This window comes from Winogradskyella aurantia (assembly GCF_002266855.1).
GTDB classification, from domain to species: domain Bacteria; phylum Bacteroidota; class Bacteroidia; order Flavobacteriales; family Flavobacteriaceae; genus Winogradskyella; species Winogradskyella aurantia.
Map to the genome: position 1 here is coordinate 261,315 of NZ_NGJN01000004.1, position 21,499 is coordinate 282,813.

The following is a 21,499-nucleotide window of genomic DNA, read 5'->3' on the forward strand; positions in this document are numbered from 1 at the left end:
ATTGTTAATTTTAGTTTTCAGTTTCATTAGTATCAATAGCTGTGCCATCTTTATCAGTTTCTGTAACATCTAACTCTGCATCAATCACAGAATCGTCGTCGTCATCTTTCATAACCTTAGCCACAGCTGCAATAGAGTCATTGCCTTTGAGGTTGATAAGCTTAACACCCTGTGTTGCCCGGCCCATAACCCTTAAATCTGATACTTCCATCCGAATAGCAATCCCAGATTTATTGATAATCATTAAGTCATCATCATCGGTTACGTTCTTAACAGATACTAAGTTACCAGTTTTTTCAGTAATAGAAATAGTTTTTACACCTTTTCCACCTCTATTGGTTATTCTATAATCATCTAGACTTGAGCGTTTACCATAACCATTTTCAGAAACAACTAGTATATTGCTATCCATATCATCAACAGCAATCATTCCAACTACCTCGTCTTTGTTATTAGCCAAGGTAATTCCTCGAACTCCTGAGGCATTCCTTCCCATAGGGCGTGTTTTAGCCTCTTCAAACCTAATAGCTTTACCAGATTTCAAAGCCAGCATAACCTGACTGTTCCCTGTGGTTAATTTAGCCTCTAACAATTCATCACCATCTTTAATGGTAATAGCATTTATTCCATTGGTTCTAGGTCGTGAATACTGCTCTAAGGATGTCTTTTTAACCTGACCCTTTTTGGTGGCCATAATTACGTAGTGACTATTAATATAATCTTCATCCTTTAAGTCTTGGGTACAAATAAACGCCATGACCTTATCATCCTGTTCAATATTGATGAGATTTTGGATGGCTCTACCTTTGGAAGTTTTAGACCCTTCTGGGATTTCGTAAACTCGCATCCAGAAACACTTTCCCTTCTGGGTAAAGAACAACATATATTGATGATTTGTACCTACAAACAAATGTTCCAGAAAATCCTCATTTCTAGTCGTCGATGCCTTTTGGCCAACACCTCCCCTATGCTGGGTTTTATATTCATTCAGAGAAGTGCGCTTAATGTATCCCGCATGAGAAATCGTGATGACTACCTTCTCATTTGGAATCATATCCTCAATACTTAAATCACCGCCTGCATACTCTATGGTTGACCGACGTTCATCACCATATTTTTCTTTAACTACATTAAGTTCGTCCTTGATAATTTGCATTCTACGCTCTTTTTTATCAAGAATATCCTTAAGGTCTTCAATAGTCGCTATGATTTCGTCGTATTCACTTCTTAACTTATCTTGTTCCAGACCGGTTAATTGACGTAATCGCATTTCTACGATGGCCTTGGCCTGAATTTCAGAGAGTTTAAATCGCTCTACTAATTTGGTTCTTGCTTCGTCGGCATTAGAGGAGGCTCGTATTAAAGCTATTACCTCATCGATATTATCTGACGCAATAATCAAACCTTCTAAAATATGCGCTCTTTCTTCAGCCTTACGTAATTCATAAGTTGTTCTTCTTACAACAACATTGTGCCTATGATCAACAAAATGATGAATAAGGTCCTTGAGATTTAAAAGCTCTGGCCTACCATTGACCAACGCAATATTATTGACGCTAAAAGAGGATTGAAGCGCGGTATACTTATAGAGCTTGTTAAGTACGATATTCGGAATAGCATCTCGTTTAAGAACATAAACAATGCGCATTCCTTTTCTATCTGACTCATCTCGTATTGAAGCAATACCTTCTAATTTCTTATCGTTAACAAGGTCAGCTGTTTTCTTAATCATATCAGCCTTGTTAACTTGATAAGGAATTTCATTAACTATAATGCATTCCCTTCCCTTTACTTCCTCAATATTGGCCTTACCGCGCATCACTATGCGACCTCTACCAGTGTGAAAAGCTTCTTTTACACCATCATAGCCGTAAATGATGCCACCTGTTGGAAAGTCAGGGGCTTTAATATGCTGCATTAATTCGTCTATATCAATATCGGAATTATCAATGTAGGCGATTATACCATCAACCACCTCGGAAAGGTTGTGAGGTGGCATATTTGTCGCCATTCCCACTGCGATACCTGATGCACCATTAATCAACAATCCGGGAATTCTGGTTGGTAGCACCGTTGGCTCCTCTAGTGTATCATCAAAATTTAATCTGTGGTCAACGGTCTCTTTATCAATATCCGCCAACATGTCTTCAGAAATCTTTCGCATACGAGCCTCTGTATATCGCATTGCTGCAGGGCTATCGCCATCAATGGAACCAAAGTTACCTTGACCATCAACAAGCATATATCTTAAACTCCACTCTTGTGCCATCCGCACCATTGTATCATATACGGATGTGTCACCATGTGGGTGGTATTTACCTAAAACCTCTCCAACTATCCTCGCGGATTTTTTATGTGCTGTGTTAGACCTAACACCGAGTTCATGCATTCCGTAAAGCACACGCCTATGCACCGGCTTTAGACCGTCTCTGACATCTGGTAACGCACGTGACACAATGACCGACATTGAATAATCAATGTAGGCCGATTTCATTTCATCTTCAATGTTAATAGGGATGAGTTTTTCTCCTTCTGCCATAAATAATTTAATTAGTTATTTTGTAGATTTTCAAAACGTGCTAATATAACCAATTTAGCAGTGTTTAAAGGCTATTTGAACGGTCTTTTGAAGTTTTTTTATTAACAATTTTTGATATCTTTTTAGTTGATAAGTAAATAGTAATTTCCTTTGATTTAATAGGCTTTTTTATTCTATTCGTCTAAATGAATTAAAAAGGTATGGTTTTTGACCATTACTGAATATGTTTTTATTATTTTTAAAGCAGAAAGGATTGTAATATGGATGATAATTTTTCACCAAGAGTTAAGGATGTAATAGCTTTTAGCAAAGAGGAGGCCTTAAGGTTAGGCCATGATTTTATAGGTACTGAACACCTGATGCTAGGGCTATTACGAGATGGGAATGGCAAAGCAATTGATATACTGAGTGCCTTGGATGTTGATTTAAATCATTTAAGGCGAAAGGTAGAGATTCTTAGTCCGGCAAATCCAAATATTGTTGCTAGCTCTAATGAAAAGAAAAATTTGCATTTAACACGACAAGCTGAACGCGCTTTGAAGACCACCTTTCTAGAAGCAAAATTATTTCAAAGCACATCAATAAATACAGCACATTTACTTTTGTGCATCTTAAGAAATGAAAATGATCCAACGACTAAACTTTTAAATAAGTTAAAAGTTGATTATGATAACGTAAAAGAAGAATTTAAATCTATGATAACAAGCGAAGATGACTATCTAGACACACCAAAGTCAGAATCATACTCTGATGATGACATCAATGAAGAAGAGGATGATGCTAAACAAAATCCTTTTGGAAGTGGTTCGTCTAGTAAGACCAATAAAAAATCCAAAACTCCTGTTCTTGACAATTTTGGTCGGGACTTGACTGTTTTGGCAGAAGAAGGAAAATTAGACCCTGTTGTAGGGCGTGAAAAAGAAATACAGCGCGTATCTCAAATTTTAAGTAGACGTAAAAAGAACAATCCTTTGCTTATTGGAGAACCAGGTGTTGGTAAATCCGCAATAGCGGAAGGTTTGGCCTTAAGAATCGTAAAAAGAAAGGTGTCACGTACCCTATTTAACAAGCGCGTTGTAACTTTAGACTTAGCAAGCTTAGTAGCAGGTACTAAGTACAGAGGGCAATTTGAGGAACGTATGAAAGCGGTTATGAATGAGCTAGAAAAGAATGACGACATTATTCTTTTTATTGACGAGATTCATACTATTGTTGGTGCTGGAGGTGCCACTGGTAGCCTTGATGCTTCAAATATGTTTAAACCAGCATTAGCACGTGGTGAAATTCAATGTATCGGAGCTACGACCTTAGATGAGTATAGACAGTATATTGAAAAAGATGGCGCCTTGGAACGTCGTTTCCAAAAAGTCATTGTCGAACCAACGACCGTTGAGGAGACTGTAGAAATTCTTAATAACATAAAAGGGAAATACGAGGAACATCACAATGTAGATTACACCGATGAAGCCATTGAGGCTTGTGTGAAATTGACAAATCGTTATATGACTGAACGTTTTCTTCCAGACAAAGCTATAGATGCCTTAGATGAGGCTGGCTCAAGAGTTCATATTACAAATATTGACGTTCCCGAACAGATTTTAGAATTGGAGAAAAAACTAGAAGCGGTCAAGGAAACTAAAAACAGTGTTGTTAAGAAACAAAAATACGAAGAGGCCGCGAAACTTCGAGATGACGAAAAACGACTAGAAAAAGAATTACTTTCTGCACAGCAAAAATGGGAGGAAGAAACCAAACAGCATAGAGAGATTGTCACAGAAGACAATGTGGCTGATGTTGTTTCTATGATGACCGGTATACCGGTTAATAAAATTGCCCAAACGGAAATCAATAAGTTGGCGAAATTGTCAGAATTAATTACAGGCAAGGTTATTGGCCAAGACCAAGCGGTCGCTAAGGTCGTTAAAGCTATTCAGAGAAACAGAGCTGGCCTAAAAGATCCGAATAAACCCATTGGCTCATTTATATTTTTAGGTCAAACAGGTGTTGGTAAAACACAGTTAGCCAAAATTTTGGCAAAAGAATTATTTGATAGCGATGATGCACTGGTAAGAATAGATATGAGTGAATACATGGAAAAATTTGCCATATCAAGATTAATCGGTGCGCCTCCAGGCTACATAGGCTATGAAGAGGGCGGGCAATTGACCGAAAAGATAAGACGAAAGCCATATGCTGTTGTACTTTTGGATGAAATAGAGAAAGCTCACCCAGATGTATTCAATATGCTGCTTCAAGTGCTCGATGATGGTTATTTAACGGATAGTCTTGGAAGAAAAATTGATTTCAGAAATACTATTATTATAATGACGTCTAATATAGGCGCACGAAAACTAAAGGATTTTGGAACTGGTGTAGGTTTTGGTACTTCAGCAAAAGCAGCTCAAGAAGCCGATTATGCAAAAGGCGTCATTGAAAATGCCCTTAAGAAAGCATTTGCTCCAGAATTTTTGAATAGAATTGATGATGTGGTCGTATTTAATACCCTCGAGAAGGAGGATATCAATAAGATAATCGATATTGAATTAGTAAAGCTAATTGACAGAATCAAAGATTTAGGCTACACCTTGAAGCTTACCGATAAGGCTAAGGATTACATTGCCGAAAAAGGATTCGATAAACAGTATGGTGCAAGACCACTTAAAAGAGCCATTCAAAAGTATGTGGAAGATACTCTTGCCGAAGAAATTATAAATTCTAAGATTCAGGAAGGGGACACTATCACCATGGATTTTGACTCCAAGAACGACGAGTTAAAAATCAAGGTCAAGAGTTCAAGTAAGACCACAGAGTCATAGAAGTCGCTTAACTTTTTTCAGAAACTCCTCTTAAAAAAGAGGAGTTTTTTTGTACCTTAACATTACCTAAGAATTAACTTTAGCCATGATTGAGCTTCTAACATTCGACTTTTGCGAAATGTCTATATATTCAAATTATGTAGTCGTGGTTATGAAGGAAGGCGTCAATGTTATACCAGAATACAATGAGGTGCTCATTGAAGTAACCGATACATATTACAAGGATAAACCCTTTGTGTATATAACACATCGTGTCAATTCGTATTCGGTAGATCCAAAAATTTATTTTGAAACCGCTAAAATTGAGAATTTAAAAGGTTTTGCCGTAGTATCTAAGAATTACAAGGCCAAGGTGAATGCCAAAATTGAAAAGATGTTCTTTAATAAACCGTTTGAGATTTTTAGGGAACTAGATGAAGCCATATCCTGGGCTGAACTCTTAGTTAAATCCAAATAATAGACCTATCATCAATTTAATCCGTAATTATTCAGAAATAGCTCTTCTATTTCTATTTCCACATCTTTCAAAAATTGAATTGAGGCTTCAATATCGTCATGTAAAACCTCGTCCTCTTTAATGAATGGAACAAATTTCCTGTATTCCACTAAAAAAGACTCTAATAATGGTGAGGTTTTCAATGGCCTTCTAAATTCTAAAGCTTGAGAAGCATTCATTAGTTCAATGGCAATAACTCTTTCTACATTCCTAATTAAATCATAGGCCTGGGTTGCTGCATTAGCCCCCATACTTACATGGTCCTCTTGTCCGTTACTTGAAACAATGCTATCTACACTAGCAGGCGTTGCCATTTGCTTATTGGCACTAACAATACTTGCAGCGGTATACTGAGGTATCATAAAGCCAGAATTCAAACCGGGATTATCTACCAAAAAAGGTGGCAGACCTCTTAGGCCTGATACCAATTGAAATATTCTTCGCTCTGAAATATTTCCAATTTCTGCCATAGCAATTTTTAAGTAATCTAAAGCCAAAGCCAATGGTTGCCCATGAAAGTTCCCGCCAGAAATGATTAAATCCTCTTCGCAGAAAATATTAGGGTTGTCCGTTACGGAGTTTATTTCGGTTAAAATTACACGCTCCACAAAGTCCAAAGTGTCTTTGGTAGCGCCATGAACCTGAGGGATACATCTAAAGGAATAAGGGTCTTGCACATGCGCCTTCTCCCTAGAAATCAATTCACTTCCCTTTAGCAATTCATTAAATCGGCGTGCCACTTTACGCTGTCCAGGATGCGGTCGCACAGCATGAACCAAATCATGAAAAGGATCTAGTCTCCCATCAAAAGCATCAAGTGAAATACTAGCGATAATATCCGCTAGATACGAGGTTTTATGTGACATAAGCAATAGATAAACACCGTAGGCACTCATAAATTGGGTCCCATTTAAGAGGGCTAGGCCTTCTTTAGCTTCAAGTTTAATCGGTTCCCAATTAAACTTTTCTAAAATAGAAGCAGCGTCGCATTCTTCATCATAATGGACAACCTTACCTTTTCCTAGCAACGGCAAGGCCAAATGTGCTAATGGTGCCAAATCTCCTGAAGCGCCTAAAGAACCTTGCTTAAAAACAAACGGGAAAATATCATTGTTGAAAAAATCTATAAGCCGTTGAATGGTTTTAAGCTGAACGCCACTATGTCCATAACTTAACGATTGTATTTTTAAAAGGAGCATCACCTTTACAATGGATTCAGGAACCCTGTCACCTGTTCCACAAGCATGGGACATCACTAGGTTTTCTTGAAGTTTTGTAAGGTCACTCTCAGAAATCTTTACATTATAAAGGGACCCAAAACCTGTATTTATTCCGTACATAGGGGCCTTGTTATCCGAGATTTTGGTATCTAAATACGCTTTGCACTGGCTAATTTTACGAGTTAATTCCTCTGACAGTTTCAGTTTTTTGTTTAGCTTAAAAATATTGTAAATGGTTACTATATCGAGAGTCTCCGAAGAAATTATGTGATAATTATCCATTATGATTGATTTAGTGTCTCAAAATTGCAGATATTTTTCCATTCTACAACGTTTTGTTGATAAATCCTTAAATACTAAAAACCTCTCAAAAACCATTAAATTTTGGTAATTTTATGAAAAACCAAGAAGTAACAATGAATAAACTGATAAGCTTAGTGGCTATACTTTTATTTTTTTCATGTGAAACGGAAAAAACCATAGACTATGCCATAATATCTGGAAAACTCGAAAATAGCAACGTCAAATCCGTAAAACTAATAGGTTTTGAATTAGAGAAAGAAATTTCCATTAATGATGTGGACAACTCATTTTCTGATACACTTTATTTAGACGGACCCGCCTATTTTGATTTACAATTTGGAAGAACTTACGCAACTATATATTTAAAAAATGGAGATGAATTAAACATTACAGCTGATACTGAGGATTTTGATAAAACCATAAGGTATTCAGGTGATGGCTCTAAAAAGAACCAATATCTAACAGCCAAATCCTTTGACGAAAAAAAGCTAAGACCACCTATGCCAGAGTTATACTCCCTTGATGAGCAAGCATTTAAAAATATACTTAAAGACATTGAATTAAGCCATTTAAAATTATTAGAGGACGCATCTATTATGGATACTGATTTTATAGCTCTGGAAAAGGACAATCTCAAATACGAATCTTTTTTATTTATGAACGATTATGAAGCGGCACATCGTTATTTTTCAAATCAGCCCGAATTTAAGGTCTCAAGTTCCTTTTTTCCTGAAGATTTCAAATCAATGACTTTTGATAATGAGGCTATTTATTCTAAAACCAATATTTACAGAAGTCTTGCACGGAATGCATTGTTAAAAAACATTTACCAAAAGTTAGGTGATAATCCAGAACTTGCCACGGTTAATGCGCTAGAGATATTAGAAGATATCAAAATTCCAGCATTAAAAAATGATATTTTAAAGTCGTTACAAGGAACTTTAATTTCTCCAACGACTGCTAACTTAGATAGCTTCTTTGATTATTTCATTGCGAACACGGCCTCAGAAGAAGATAAAGCGACATTAGTTAACCAGTACGAAAACGCCAAACGTCTAATGAAAGGTCAGCCATCTCCTCAATTTGTGAACTACGAAAACCATAAAGGCGGTGAAACGTCGTTATCTGATTTAAGGGGGAAATATGTTTACATAGATGTGTGGGCTACCTGGTGTGGGCCTTGTATAAAGGAGATTCCTTCATTAAAGGAGGTTGAGAAGAAATATCACAACAAGAATATTGAATTTGTAAGTACGTCTATTGATCAGTCTAAAGACCACGATACTTGGGTGCAAATGGTTACTGATAAAAACCTGGGAGGCGTTCAACTTTTAGCTGATAATGCAGGCCAGTCTAAATTTGTGCAAGACTATGATATTCAGGGAATTCCTCATTTTGTGTTAATCGATCCGGAAGGTAATATTATATCAGCAGACGCACCCAGACCTTCAGACCCCAGATTGATTGAGTTATTCGAAAAACTGGACATTTAATAAACTATTCATTTGGGAAACGACGGTAGTGTAGATTTTTATTGTTCCGGTTCTTGTTCTTCTTGTTTTTCTTCCGGCTCAGGCTGCTTAAATAAATCCATATAAGCATCCCCCAGTGTTTCTATGATATGGCTAGCTATGAGACTTTGATAACCATAATCCTCTAAGGCAATATCTGCTGATTTACCATGTAAGTAAACGCCAAAGATTGTAGCAGCTAAAGGCTCGTATCCTTGAGCGATAAGGCCTGTAATTATACCCGTTAGCACATCGCCACTTCCAGCGGTTGCCATTCCTGGATTTCCCGTTGTATTGATGTATTGCTTTTCCTTATAGACTGTTATTGAGTGTGCACCCTTAATAAGAACGATAAGATCATGAGCTTTTGAAAATGCCTTAACCTTTTCCAATTTCTCGAAATCATCACTCCACTTCCCTATTAAACGCTCTAATTCTTTAGGATGTGGTGTAATAACACTTTGTTGAGGTAATCTTTTTAATAAGGTCTTTTTTTTAGCTAATATATTAATGGCATCAGCATCTAATACCAATGGTGATTCATTACCTTTTAAAAATGCCTCAAATGCTGCAATGGTATCAGCAGCTTGACCCATTCCAACACCTATTCCTATGGCGGTCGGTTCAATATTAAAATGAATATCCTTTATCGCTTTGTCCCCATCGTCACAAATAACCATTGCTTCGGGAAATGATGACTGTATACTATTATAGCCACATTGCGGAATATATGACGTAACCAATCCTGCACCAGAACTCAAGGCTGACCTGCTTGCCAGTTGAACAGCTCCAATCTTTCCAAAACTTCCTCCAATGATGAGCACATGGCCAAAATCGCCCTTATGGGCAAACTTTTGTCGTGGTTTGTAAAGGGGTAAGACTTCAAATTTTGATATGAGTTCTACCTCAGTTTCTGTTTGTGTTAAATAGTCTCTGTCGATACCTATATCTAAAACTTCCCATTGAATGGTATACTTTGCGGTTTCCGGCAAAAAGAAAACTAATTTTGGGGACTGAAAACTCAAGGTATAGTTGGCGTAAACAATGGCATTTTCATCTTCAACTGGCTTATCAGTATATAATCCAGAAGGTATATCTATCGATAAGGTAAATGCTTCAGAGGCTTTAAACTTCTGAAACAAATCAGCTACCCAATCGGCTGGAGGTCTGTTAAGACCAATTCCAAATACAGCATCAACAATTATATCATCTGGGTAAATCTCTGGGAAACCCTCGGCAGAATTTAAAACAACAGGCCAGTCTTTAGTTGTGTCTTTTATCCTTTCATAATTTATTAAAAAATCCTTGGATCGTGTTTCACTATAATTGACGATATATGTTTTTACATTATAACCATGGATAACCAATTGTCTTGCTAATACCAAACCATCACCACCATTGTTGCCAATACCACAAAAAATATGTACAGGAACCTGTGCCCCTTGCATTCTCAAATGCATCCAATTAAAAATTTGGGTTGCGGCCCGCTCCATTAATTCGGTAGAAGAGATTTCTTGTCGTTCCGTGGTTAAACGATCACCTTCATAAATCTGTTCTTTTGAGAATACTTTCATCTTTTTCCAAGTATTGAAATCACTGGGTTTAAAGTCGGAACTTTAAATGCAGAATTATTTTTTTATTGTTGTAAAAATAATACATTTGAAAGGTAATGCAGAAAAAAACAAACATAAGATGTAGCGCCTTTACCGCTTCAAAATTCTCTACGGAGTTGATGTATTTTATGTCAACCATGACGCTTTTTTCGGATATCTCCTAATGCATTTCAAGACTTTTCTATTTTATTATTCTGATATTAGTTAAATTGTTCTCATGAAAGTTCTAAAGTTTGGCGGAACCTCAGTTGGTTCGGCAGAAAACATAAATAAAGTCATCTCTATTTTACAACAAGAGTCACAACACTCAAGACTTGTTGTGGTAGTGTCTGCGGTTGGTGGCATCACAGATAAGTTGTTAGAAGCTGCACGACTCGCTTGCAATGGTGATCCTTCCTATATAGACCATTTTAATGCCGTTTCCGCAATCCATATTTCCTTGATATCTGGGCTGTTCAAAAACACGGAAGATGCAGTGGCTTTGCTTACTGAAAATTTGGTTTCAGAAAAACTAGAGGACTTAAAAAAGCTTCTCAATGGTATCTATTTGATTAACGAAATTTCTCCGAAAACTTCAGATAAACTTTTGTGTTTTGGTGAATTACTTTCGTCTATAATTATTTCCAATGCTTTAAAATCTAGAGGTCTTGATGCCGAGCTCAAAAACTCACAAGAGCTCATCATAACGGATAACAATTTCAACAATGCCAATGTTGATTTTGAATTAACTTATTTAAATACACAATTATATTTTAAATCAAATAAAACCAAAATCACAGTACTTCCGGGGTTTATAGCTAAATCTGTCCATAAGGAGCCTACAACACTAGGACGTGGTGGTTCAGATTATACCGCCGCCATTATTGCATCGGCTTTAGATGCTGAACAACTTGAAATATGGACTGATGTCAGCGGTATGTACACCACTAACCCAAAACTTGTAAAACAAGCTAAACCCATTGTTAAATTATCGTATCAAGAAGCTGTAGAACTATCCCATTTTGGTGCTAAGGTATTGTACCCTCCAACCGTTTTACCGGTACTTGAAAAGAAAATTCCTATAGTTATTAAAAACACCTTTAATCCAGAAGCACTTGGTACTACAATAATGACACAGGATAATTCAACTGGCAAATCACCTGTTAAAGGGATAAGTAACATTGATGGAATTTCACTTTTGACATTACAAGGGAATGGAATGGTGGGTGTTCCTGGATTCAGCAAGCGACTATTTGAAACCCTAGCCCAACAAAAAATAAATATCATTTTAATTACGCAGTCTTCCTCAGAACATTCAATATGTTTCGGCATTTCTGAAGGCGATGCCATAAAGGCAAAAACCGCTATTGACGAAACATTTGAATATGAAATAGCTCTTCATAAGATTGAACCCATACATATTGAATCGGATTTATCCATAATTGCCTTAATTGGAGATAAAATGAAAAGCCATCAAGGTATCAGTGGTAGAATGTTCAGCACACTGGGCAAAAACAACGTAAACATCAGAGCTATTGCTCAAGGCGCCTCAGAACGTAACATTTCTGCTGTTATTAATAAAAACGACGTGAAAAAGGCTCTTAATTCATTACACGAAACGTTCTTTGAAGTTAAAACAAAACAAATTAATCTTTTTATAACGGGAGTTGGTAATGTTGGAGAGCGGCTTATTGAGCAAATCCAGCAACAGAAGAACTATGTTAAAGCCAATTTAAAGATTAGTCTAAGGGTAGTTGGCCTATCAAACTCGAAAACCATGCTCATTAATAACGAGGGGGTTGAGCTTAAAACTTGGAAAGAGCAATTATCGCAAGGAAGCAAGGCGAGTCTTGATGGGTTTTTAGAGGCTGTAAAGTCACTTAATCTAAGAAATTCTATTTTTATTGATATAACTGCCAACAACGATGTTGCACACATGTACCCAGATTATCTTAAACAAAGTATTGCTGTTATTGCATGTAATAAAATAGCCTGTTCTAGTGAATTAGACTACTACAAAACGTTAAAACAACTTTCACTTAAATACAATGCGCCCTTTTTATTTGAGACCAATGTTGGCGCAGGATTACCTGTTATTGACACATTGAATCACCTCGTGACATCTGGAGATAAAATCCACGAAATACAGGCTGTTCTTTCAGGAAGTTTAAATTTTGTTTTTAATAATTTCAATTCTGAAAATACTTTCTATGAGATTGTAAAGCAAGCACAAAAAGAGGGATACACAGAACCAGATCCTAGAATTGATTTAAGCGGTATTGATGTAGCTAGAAAGATTCTAATACTAGCCCGAGAAAGTGGATATGATATAGAGCTAAAGGATGTACAATCCGATAATTTTCTTACCCCTAGTGCTATGGAAGCTGACTCAGTAGAAGATTTCTTCAAAACCCTAACTGACGACGAACAGCACTACCAAAAGCTATATCAGTCTGCAAAGAATAATCAATGTCAGCTTAAATTTGTTGCGGAATTTAAGAATGGTAAAGCTAAGGTGGGTCTCAAGGAAATTCCTAAAAATCATCCCTTTTATAATTTAGAAGGCAAGGATAACATTGTTATGTTTTACACAGAGCGTTACCCAGAGCAACCCTTAATAATTAAAGGTGCTGGTGCTGGTGCTGATGTAACGGCATCCGGTTTATTTGCAGATATTATACGAATAGCCAACAATTGATTTATGAGTACAGCCATTAAAATATTCTCACCAGCAACGGTAGCTAATGTAGGTTGTGGCTTTGATGTTCTTGGCTTTTGTTTGGACACCATCGGTGATGAAATGCTTATTAGAAAAACAACAGCAAAAGGGATAAAAATTACTAAAATTGAAGGATTTGATTTACCCTATGACGTAAAGGAAAATGTTGCAGGAATTTCGGCCTTGGCCATGTATGAGGATTTAAAACCCAATTGTGGATTTGAAATTGAAATTTATAAAAAAATTAAACCAGGTAGTGGCATTGGAAGCAGTTCTGCAAGTGCTGCAGGAAGTGTGTTTGGTATTAATGCCATATTAGGGTTTCCCTTAAATAAAACAGAACTTACCTTTTACGCCATGAAGGGCGAAGCTTTTGCCAGTAAGTCCGAACATGCTGATAATTTAGCTCCTGCTATTTTCGGTGGATTTACCTTGGTGAAATCAACACATCCTCTACGAATTCTAGAATTGCCAACACCGAAAAATCTATATGCGACATTAATTCACCCTCAAATAGAAATTAAAACTTCTGAAGCCAGAGCGCTTTTACCAGATAAACTTAAATTAAGTAGCGCTATCAGACAGTGGGCTAATATAGGCAGTTTGGTGCATGGCCTTCATACCTCAGATTACGAACTTATTAAAGAATCAATGACAGATGTTGTCGCCGAGCCCTACAGAAAGGAATTAATTCCATATTTTGATAAGCTAAAAGCAGCTGTTTTAAAGGCAGGAGCACTGGGTTGCGCTATTTCAGGTTCGGGACCCTCTATTTTTGCCCTGAGCAAAGGTAAAAAAACAGCAAAAATTGTTGAACAGGTAATGAATCATGTGTATTCTGAATCGGATATTCCTTTTGAGACTTATGTTTCAAAAATTAACCAAGAGGGTATTAAAATATTATAATGGAGTATTACTCACTAAATAGAAAGGCACCGATTACCACATTTGAAAATGCTGTAATCCAAGGACTTGCCCCTGATAAAGGCTTGTATTTTCCAACACATATTGAACCACTACCAAGGGATTTTTACAAAACAATTGAATCCAGGTCCAATCCAGAAATTGCTTACACAGCCATTAAACAATTTATAAGTCCTGAAATTCCAGATAGCACCCTTAAAGCTATAGTTGAGGATACCTTAAGTTTCGATTTTCCAGTGATTACGCTGAATGACCAAATTTCAGTATTAGAGTTATTTCACGGACCAACCATGGCCTTCAAGGATGTTGGTGCTCGTTTTATGGCGAGATGTTTGGGTTTTTTTACCAAAAATTCCCCTAATAGGATTACTGTTTTAGTCGCTACTTCTGGAGATACAGGAGGAGCTGTGGCCAATGGATTCCTTGGCGTAAAAGGCGTTGATGTCGTTATCCTTTATCCAAGCGGTAAGGTCAGTGATATTCAAGAAAAGCAACTGACTACATTAGGACAGAATATCACGGCCTTAGAAGTAGATGGTGTTTTTGACGACTGCCAAGACATGGTAAAACAAGCCTTTGTTGATGAACAACTTAATAAGAAAATACAGCTTACTTCTGCAAATTCAATAAACGTGGCGCGCTGGTTACCTCAGCTATTTTATTATCTGTTTGCATATAAACACTTGAAATCAAAGTATAATGCTATTGTTTTTTGTGTACCGAGTGGAAACTTTGGCAATGTCTGTGCCGGAATGGTCGCTCAAAAACTTGGCCTTCCAGTCAGCCATTTTATCGCGGCAAATAACAAAAATGATACTGTGGTAAATTATATGAACACACAATCCTACCACCCCAAACCATCTATACCTACGATTAGTAATGCTATGGATGTTGGAAATCCAAGTAATTTTGTACGTGTTCTAGAGCTGTATGATAATGTTTTTATGGATTTAAAATCAAATCTTTCGAGTTACAGTTTTTCTGACGACGAAACAGAGTCCGCTATCTTGGAGCTTTATGATAAGTGCGATTACATTGCTGACCCTCACGGCGCTGTTGGCTATTTAGGGGCGAAAACTTACCTTAAAAATAATCCAAAAAGTCATGTTGTGTTTCTAGAAACGGCTCATCCTGCCAAATTCTTGAACGTAGTAGAGAAAGTTATCGATAAAAAAATTGACATTCCAGATCAGATTCAATCTGTTATGAAAAAAGAAAAGAAAAGTATAAAAATTAACTCTTATGAAGAACTTAAATCGTTCTTGTTGGGTGATTAAATCACTAAAAAACGTTTAAGCGTTTCCTCATAAATAGCTTCATATTGAGGTACGATATTATGAATATCAAAATTCATAGATTGTTTTTTGGCATTGGCTTTAAACACAGTCAAGGTATCTAAATCAGTCAATATTTTTAAGGCATTAACAGTCATATCCTCGATATCGCCCACAGGACTTAAATACCCTGAAATGCCGTGTTTATTTACTTCGGGTAACCCTCCCGTATTAGATGAAATAACGGGTGTACTACTGGCCATGGCTTCTAAAGCCGCCAAGCCAAAACTCTCCGTTTCCGACGGTAACAGAAATAGATCACTAAAGCACAATATCCTATCTATTTCGGTACTATTTCCTAAAAACACAACACGGTCGGAAATACCCAAATCCTCAGCTAAAAGCTCTGCACTTTCCTTTTCAGGCCCTTCCCCTACCATCATCAATTTAGCTGGTAAAACCTTCTGAATCCCATTAAAGACATGAATAACATCTGCAATCCGCTTTACTTTCCTAAAGTTACTGATGTGGGTAATAATACGTTCATTATCCTCTGCCATCAACTCGCGCTGGCAGTCGGTAAAACTCGTATCATGTTTTTCTAAATCTATGAAATTAGGTACTACATGTATGGGTCTTTCTATGTTGAAAAGCCTCATGGTATCGTCTTTTAAACTTTGTGATACTGATGTTACTGCGTCTGACTTATTAATACTGAAGGTAACGGCAGGCTTGTAAAATGGATGACTACCGACGAGGGTAATATCCGTCCCATGAAGCGTTGTCACAATTGGTACCAAAATATCTTCATCTAGTAACATTTGCTGAGCCATATAGGCAGCGTAAGCGTGGGGAATAGCATAGTGCACATGCAAGAGCTCAATGCCATGAAGTTTTACCATATCCACTAGCTTACTAGACAAGGCTAGCTCATAGGGTTGGTAGTGAAAGAGTGGATATTCAGGAACGTGTACTTCATGAAAGTGAACATTATTGCCAAGAAGCTCTAAGCGTACGGGTTGACTATAGGTAATAAAATGAATTTCATGACCTCTTTTAGACAACTCCAAACCCAGCTCAGTTGCTACAACACCGCTACCGCCGAATGTTGGATAGCATACAATACCAATTTTCATATCGGGAAAAACTATTATAAGACCCCCAAGTTATTTAAATACTTTCAATAAGCTGAAGTTTTAACGAAATATTCTAATTCGCTATTCAATAATAGCCTCATAGATTAGTCGTTGGATTTCGGTTCTTATGTTCTCCTTTAACAATAGGTTCTTGCCAGCTTCTGGATAGGTTCTATTGGCTAAAAAAACATAAACGATTTCTTCTTCTGGGTCTGCCCAAGCATAAGTTCCTGTAAAACCTGAGTGACCGAAGCTCGTCATAGAAATACAACCACAAGTGGGTCCTTCATCTCCCAATTGAGGTTTATCAAACCCTATACCACGCCTATTGTCCGCATGGCAATAATAACATTTGTTAAATTTGTCAATAGTCTCAGGTTTTAAGTAGCGTTTCCCTCCGTAGTATCCTTTTTGTAAATACATCTGCATAATCTTAGCCACATCATTAGCGTTGCTAAAAATACCTGCATGTCCACCAACACCCCCTTGCATGGCAGCCCCCATATCATGCACGTAACCATGAACTTCTTTATAACGATAATAATTGTCCACTTCAGAAGGTACAATATCCTTTAGGCTAAATTTTTCTCTTGGATTATAGGTTGTGTAATTTGCGCCAAGCGGTTTATATAAACGGTCTTGGGTTATATCATTTAAGGATTTACCATAAAACTCCTCGATATAAGTTTTCAGTATATAGTACGGTAAATCACTATACCTGTATGTTAGTCTTGATAAAAGGTCGCTTTCCTTTATGATTTTTTGAATAGAATCTTGATAATCATTTCGTAAAAAAAGGGTGTTTGTCACTTCGATATTAAAATCTCGAGTGGCCTGGGTTCGGTAGTACTTAGCATCGGGTTTTTTTGTTACTGTATCTAAAGTACTATAATAAAATGGTACCCATGGCTTTAAACGCGCATAATGCGAAAGCATTTCTTTAATCGTAATATTCTTTTTATTGGAATTTCTAAATTCAGGTATAATTGAACCTAATTTTGAATTTAAAGATACTGAACCTTGTTCCTCCATCTCCATTAAAACAGGAAGTGTAGCTAGTATTTTGGTTAGGGAGGCCACATCGTATATATCATCAGAGTCAACTTTATTTTTTTTTTGGTAGGTATGGTAGCCAAAATTCTTGTTGTAAACCACCTTGCCTTTACGAGCAACCAATAATTGGATACCAGGAGTCATTTCCTTATCTACGGCATAGTTGGCAACAGAATCGATACGCGATAACAACTTAGAGTCCATACCAACACGTTCAGGTAATGTATAACCTAAACTATTTATAGCCGTATAAAACTGTCCAATTCCCACTGGGAAAAATTGACCTGCACTTACGGGTAATTTTCCTTTAGCGCCTATAGCTCCAAAAATAAGTTGTGCCGATTTCTGTTGGGCAATCTCACTGTTTTGATAACTCATAACAATAGACTCAATATTTTCTATTGACAGTAAATCATTTAAAGCATATGGCCTAGCAAATACATCTAAAATTACGGTGTTTGTTCTGGCTATTTCATAAATCCAGCCCATTTCCTTTTGGCTAAACTTATAGCCCTTCCATGGGTTTTCGTTTGATTTATGGAATCCTATAATTACGGTATTGTAATTTTGAAGTTTTGAGATTAAGCCATCTAGCCTATCTGCTTTGATCTGATGAACTTTGGTATATTTCTTCAGCTCATTAAAGAATAATGAACCATCATCTTCGCCAAGAGATACATAAGCAATATTTTTAGTTTCAAGGTTCCTTAAGGGCAAGAGCGACTTCTCATTCTTTACTACGGTCAAGGCGCTTTCTATAAGTTCTTCGTAAAGAATATCATCCTCAAGTCTATTAAGGTCTTTGCTTAAATCGGCTAATCCTATTGGACTATAGTCATGTAAGCCCACTTTATATTTAGCCATTAAAATCTTTTTTACCGAATGCGATAAGCGGTTTTCCGATATTAATCCAGTATTGAAAGCTTCTGTAATCCGCTGAATGCCTTTTTTTGGGTTTTCAGACATCAACATGACATCATTGCCTGCTAAAAAAGCCATTAAATCAATCTCACCGCCTTTTGTTGAACTTTTGGACAATACCCCGTCGACACCTTTTTCTACATAATCAGAAGCTCCTTTCATGGTTAAGGCATCTGTGAATATCAATCCATTAAACCCAAGTTTATCCTTCAAAATACCCGTAACAATATGTTTTGACAACGACGATGGAAAACCCCCTCTGGATTCGAGGCTAGGTATATTTAAATGTGCTACCATCACACTAGAAAGTCCTTGTTCTATTAATTTACGGTATGGGTACAACTCCACTGAGTCAATGCGTTGCTCCGTAAAAGATACAGTAGGTAATGTTTTATGTGAATCGGCCTCGGTATCACCATGTCCTGGGAAATGTTTGGCATTAGCCAATACCCCTGCGCTTTGCATACCGGTCATAAATGCAATTCCTTTTTTAGTAACATTATGCTTATCCTCACCAAAGGAGCGATTTCCAATGATGGGGTTATTAGGGTTGGTATTTATATCAACCACCGGTGCAAAATTAAAATGGACTCCTAACCGCTTACAATGTTCACCTATATGCCTCCCGGTACGTTCTATGAGTTTGTTATCAGAAATAGCACCAAGGGTCATATTCCATGGAAAGGCATAGGTAGAATCCAAACGCATACTTAGTCCCCATTCGGCATCCATCCCAATCAATAATTTTACTTTCGATACCGCTTGTAGCTCATTATTTAATTTAGCTTGTCGGTATGGCCCTCCTTTGGAATAAATGACACCGCCGATATGGTGGTTTTTAATAGTACTTATTATCTGGTTTTTATAATTGCTATCTCTATCTGAGAATACCTGTACCATAAAAAGCTGCCCAACACGCTCTTCCAAAGACATTGAATTATAAATACTATCAACCCATTTTTGCTGCTCTATAGGGTTTTCTGAAAGAAGAGGATTAGATCTGCTGACTTGTGCAAAGGTAAATTGAAAGTAAGCTGTTATAAAAAATAGGGCAACGTAGCGCATGTACAATTATCGTTTTTTATATTAACGAACACAATGCCAAAATAGCATATTTAGAAGTAAGTAAAAAGCCTTTAAGATTCTTTTATTTGAAACTTCTAAATCAGGGCGGATACAAACCGTGGAATCGAATCAGTGAAATAAATCAATATGTCGGTCGTGGTAACCCAACAAATAAAGAATACCATCCAATCCTATACTGGAAATAGAGCTTTGGGCGTTATTCTTGACTTTTGGCTTGGCATGAAAAGCAATGCCTAATCCGGCTAAATCCAGCATCTCCAAATCATTAGCGCCATCCCCAACAGCAATGGTCTGCCCGATGTCAATACCTTCTTTATCAGCCAAAATCTGTAGGTATTCAGCCTTTTTCTTACCGTCTACAATGTCACCGATATAGCCACCTGTTAAAATGCCGTTCTTTATTTCGAGTTGATTGGCATAAACATAATCTATATCAAGTTTTTTCTGAAGGTATTCACCAAAATATGAGAATCCACCAGAGAGTATTGCCGTTTTAAACCCATAATTGTGAAGCGTATCGATAAGCCTACGCGCTCCTTTAGTAATGGGTAAATTTATAGCCACCTCATGCAAGACGTTCTCTGGGAGACCTTTTAAAAGTTTCATGCGGCGCTTAAAACTCTCCTTAAAATCAATTTCACCTTGCATAGCCAATTCCGTAATGGCTTTTACTTCTTTGCCAACGCCTGCTAATTCTGCTAATTCATCGATTACTTCAGTTTGGATTAGGGTTGAATCCATATCAAAGCAAACCAAACGCCTATTACGCCTAAATATGTTGTCCTCTTGAAAAGCTATATCTACGTCTAACTCTCTGGATATTTCCATGAATTTCTCCGTAAAGCTAGTTTTGTTATCGATTTTTCCTCTAACAGAGAGTTGAATTGAGGCTCTTGGATACTCTTCATCCTTAATTAAGGAGAGACGACCCGTCAATCGTTTTATGGCATCAATATTTAAATTCTTTTCAGAAATAATCTTGGTAACCTCAGAAATTTGCTCGGCACGCAACCGCTCACCTAAAATAGTTATTATATAGCGGTCTTTACCCTGAAGGGTCACCCAATGCTCATAATCCTCTAGGCTAATGGGCTTAAACTTCGCCGTTATACCCAACTCATAGGCTTTAAATAGTAAATCCTTTAATACTGCTGCCGATTTCTTACCAGATTTAATTTCAAATAATATGCCCAAGGACAAGGTATCATGAATATTAGCCTGACCTATATCTAGTACTTTAGCACCATATTCTGCCAAAACACTTGTAAGTCCAGAGGTTAAGCCGGGCTTATCTTGACCGGAAATATTCAATAAGAAGATGTCTGTATTCAAGGTGTATGCGTTAGATGTTCCAAAATATAAAAATGACTATTCTTATTAATATATGAAAGTTTTTCAGCTGAAGTCTAGTTTAAAAATCTACTGTGCCAACTTTCGCTCGCAGGTACCTCCCAATTCTCTTTAAACTCAGCGATATTAGTGACCAGGTTATTAAAAACAATCGTATTTTTTGATACCGCCTTGTCCTTCGCCATTTTTCTAAAGTCTTTTAACGGTTTGTAGGCGACATACTCACCCTGTTTAAAAGAAACGTTCATTTTATCCATTAAATCCACATCATAATCTTTCTCCAGTTCTTGAATAAAACGTACAGAAGCATCTATTGAGCACCCTGTAGCCATATTTAAGTTTTGATTTAAACCAATAACTATAAAACGTTTATATACAATATTATAGCCTGATTCTAGACCTTTACCATGTGCGGTCCAGTCTTCAATAAAATCATCTAGTCTTTTTCTAATTTCAATGATTTCGTCATCACTAAATGACCTGTTACATTGATATATCCAAACGCGAGATTCTTCGGGTAACTGGTTAAAATCTACTAACATAATTTTAATTGGTATTA

Annotated in this window: 13 protein-coding genes; 6 read left to right on the forward strand and 7 right to left on the reverse strand. The window is 36.9% G+C overall.

Going from position 1 to position 21,499, the window contains the following annotated elements:
- Window positions 1–10: 10 nt before the first annotated feature.
- Window positions 11–2,539: a DNA gyrase subunit A gene (gene gyrA / locus CA834_RS09155; RefSeq protein ID WP_094968388.1), complete on the reverse strand. Its 2,529-nt coding sequence runs from the start codon at window positions 2,537–2,539 to the stop codon at window positions 11–13.
- Window positions 2,540–2,799: 260 nt separating this feature from the next.
- Between gyrA and CA834_RS09160 the strand changes: the two genes are divergently transcribed.
- Together CA834_RS09160 and CA834_RS09165 are read left to right on the forward strand one after the other, a co-directional pair.
- A complete protein-coding gene (locus CA834_RS09160) occupies window positions 2,800–5,355 on the forward strand; it encodes an ATP-dependent Clp protease ATP-binding subunit (RefSeq protein ID WP_094968389.1) in 2,556 nt (851 codons plus the stop codon).
- Window positions 5,356–5,473: 118 nt separating this feature from the next.
- A complete protein-coding gene (locus CA834_RS09165) occupies window positions 5,474–5,812 on the forward strand; it encodes a hypothetical protein (RefSeq protein ID WP_240507553.1) in 339 nt (112 codons plus the stop codon).
- Between the two features lie 11 nt (window positions 5,813–5,823).
- Here CA834_RS09165 and hutH read toward each other — a convergent pair whose 3' ends face one another.
- Complete coding sequence (hutH, locus tag CA834_RS09170; RefSeq protein ID WP_094968391.1) at window positions 5,824–7,353, reverse strand: histidine ammonia-lyase; 1,530 nt, start codon at window positions 7,351–7,353, stop codon at window positions 5,824–5,826.
- Window positions 7,354–7,466: 113 nt separating this feature from the next.
- Here hutH and CA834_RS09175 point away from each other — a divergent pair, with 113 nt between their 5' ends.
- Window positions 7,467–8,867, forward strand: a complete 1,401-nt coding sequence (locus tag CA834_RS09175) for a TlpA family protein disulfide reductase (protein WP_094968392.1) — start codon at window positions 7,467–7,469, stop codon at window positions 8,865–8,867.
- A 38-nt stretch (window positions 8,868–8,905) separates the two neighbouring features.
- Here CA834_RS09175 and CA834_RS09180 read toward each other — a convergent pair whose 3' ends face one another.
- Entirely contained in the window at window positions 8,906–10,459 is a 1,554-nt protein-coding gene (locus CA834_RS09180) for an NAD(P)H-hydrate dehydratase (RefSeq protein ID WP_094968393.1), read from the reverse strand.
- A 256-nt stretch (window positions 10,460–10,715) separates the two neighbouring features.
- Between CA834_RS09180 and thrA the strand changes: the two genes are divergently transcribed.
- Genes thrA through thrC form a run of 3 tightly spaced genes read left to right on the forward strand, consistent with a single transcriptional unit; the run spans window position 10,716 to window position 15,397 of the window.
- Entirely contained in the window at window positions 10,716–13,175 is a 2,460-nt protein-coding gene (gene thrA, locus CA834_RS09185; RefSeq protein ID WP_094968394.1) for a bifunctional aspartate kinase/homoserine dehydrogenase I, read from the forward strand.
- A 3-nt stretch (window positions 13,176–13,178) separates the two neighbouring features.
- On the forward strand, window positions 13,179–14,102 hold the full coding sequence (locus CA834_RS09190; RefSeq protein WP_094968395.1) for a homoserine kinase: 924 nt from the start codon (window positions 13,179–13,181) through the stop codon (window positions 14,100–14,102).
- Window positions 14,102–15,397, forward strand: coding sequence for a threonine synthase (thrC, locus tag CA834_RS09195; protein ID WP_094968396.1), 1,296 nt, complete (start codon window positions 14,102–14,104; stop codon window positions 15,395–15,397). The genes CA834_RS09190 and thrC overlap by 1 nt, the downstream gene beginning before the upstream one ends.
- On the opposite strand, the gene bshA is transcribed toward thrC, so the two are convergent.
- The 4 genes from bshA to CA834_RS09215 all read right to left on the reverse strand — a co-directional run bounded on the left by bshA (window position 15,394) and on the right by CA834_RS09215 (window position 21,482).
- Window positions 15,394–16,530: an N-acetyl-alpha-D-glucosaminyl L-malate synthase BshA gene (gene bshA, locus CA834_RS09200; protein ID WP_094968397.1), complete on the reverse strand. Its 1,137-nt coding sequence runs from the start codon at window positions 16,528–16,530 to the stop codon at window positions 15,394–15,396. The two genes, thrC and bshA, sit on opposite strands and share 4 nt — an antisense overlap.
- A gap of 81 nt (window positions 16,531–16,611) precedes the next feature.
- Complete coding sequence (locus tag CA834_RS09205) at window positions 16,612–19,569, reverse strand: glycoside hydrolase family 3 N-terminal domain-containing protein (RefSeq protein ID WP_094968498.1); 2,958 nt, start codon at window positions 19,567–19,569, stop codon at window positions 16,612–16,614.
- Between the two features lie 129 nt (window positions 19,570–19,698).
- Window positions 19,699–20,922, reverse strand: coding sequence for a phosphoserine phosphatase SerB (serB, locus tag CA834_RS09210; RefSeq protein WP_094968398.1), 1,224 nt, complete (start codon window positions 20,920–20,922; stop codon window positions 19,699–19,701).
- A gap of 74 nt (window positions 20,923–20,996) precedes the next feature.
- A complete protein-coding gene (locus CA834_RS09215) occupies window positions 20,997–21,482 on the reverse strand; it encodes an ABC transporter ATPase (RefSeq protein WP_094968399.1) in 486 nt (161 codons plus the stop codon).
- Between the last annotated feature and the right edge of the window lie 17 nt (window positions 21,483–21,499).

Bases quoted from the DNA above. Each gene is read 5' to 3' on its own strand.
- CA834_RS09190 (WP_094968395.1), top strand. From the start codon at position 13,179: ATGAGTACAGCCATTAAAATATTCTCACCAGCAACGGTAGCTAATGTA.
- CA834_RS09175 (WP_094968392.1), top strand. From the start codon at position 7,467: ATGAAAAACCAAGAAGTAACAATGAATAAACTGATAAGCTTAGTGGCT.
- CA834_RS09180 (WP_094968393.1), bottom strand. From the start codon at position 10,459: ATGAAAGTATTCTCAAAAGAACAGATTTATGAAGGTGATCGTTTAACC.
- thrA (WP_094968394.1), top strand. From the start codon at position 10,716: ATGAAAGTTCTAAAGTTTGGCGGAACCTCAGTTGGTTCGGCAGAAAAC.
- gyrA (WP_094968388.1), bottom strand. From the start codon at position 2,539: ATGGCAGAAGGAGAAAAACTCATCCCTATTAACATTGAAGATGAAATG.
- CA834_RS09160 (WP_094968389.1), top strand. From the start codon at position 2,800: ATGGATGATAATTTTTCACCAAGAGTTAAGGATGTAATAGCTTTTAGC.
- thrC (WP_094968396.1), top strand. From the start codon at position 14,102: ATGGAGTATTACTCACTAAATAGAAAGGCACCGATTACCACATTTGAA.
- hutH (WP_094968391.1), bottom strand. From the start codon at position 7,353: ATGGATAATTATCACATAATTTCTTCGGAGACTCTCGATATAGTAACC.
- CA834_RS09165 (WP_240507553.1), top strand. From the start codon at position 5,474: ATGTCTATATATTCAAATTATGTAGTCGTGGTTATGAAGGAAGGCGTC.
- CA834_RS09205 (WP_094968498.1), bottom strand. From the start codon at position 19,569: ATGCGCTACGTTGCCCTATTTTTTATAACAGCTTACTTTCAATTTACC.
- bshA (WP_094968397.1), bottom strand. From the start codon at position 16,530: ATGAAAATTGGTATTGTATGCTATCCAACATTCGGCGGTAGCGGTGTT.
- CA834_RS09215 (WP_094968399.1), bottom strand. From the start codon at position 21,482: ATGTTAGTAGATTTTAACCAGTTACCCGAAGAATCTCGCGTTTGGATA.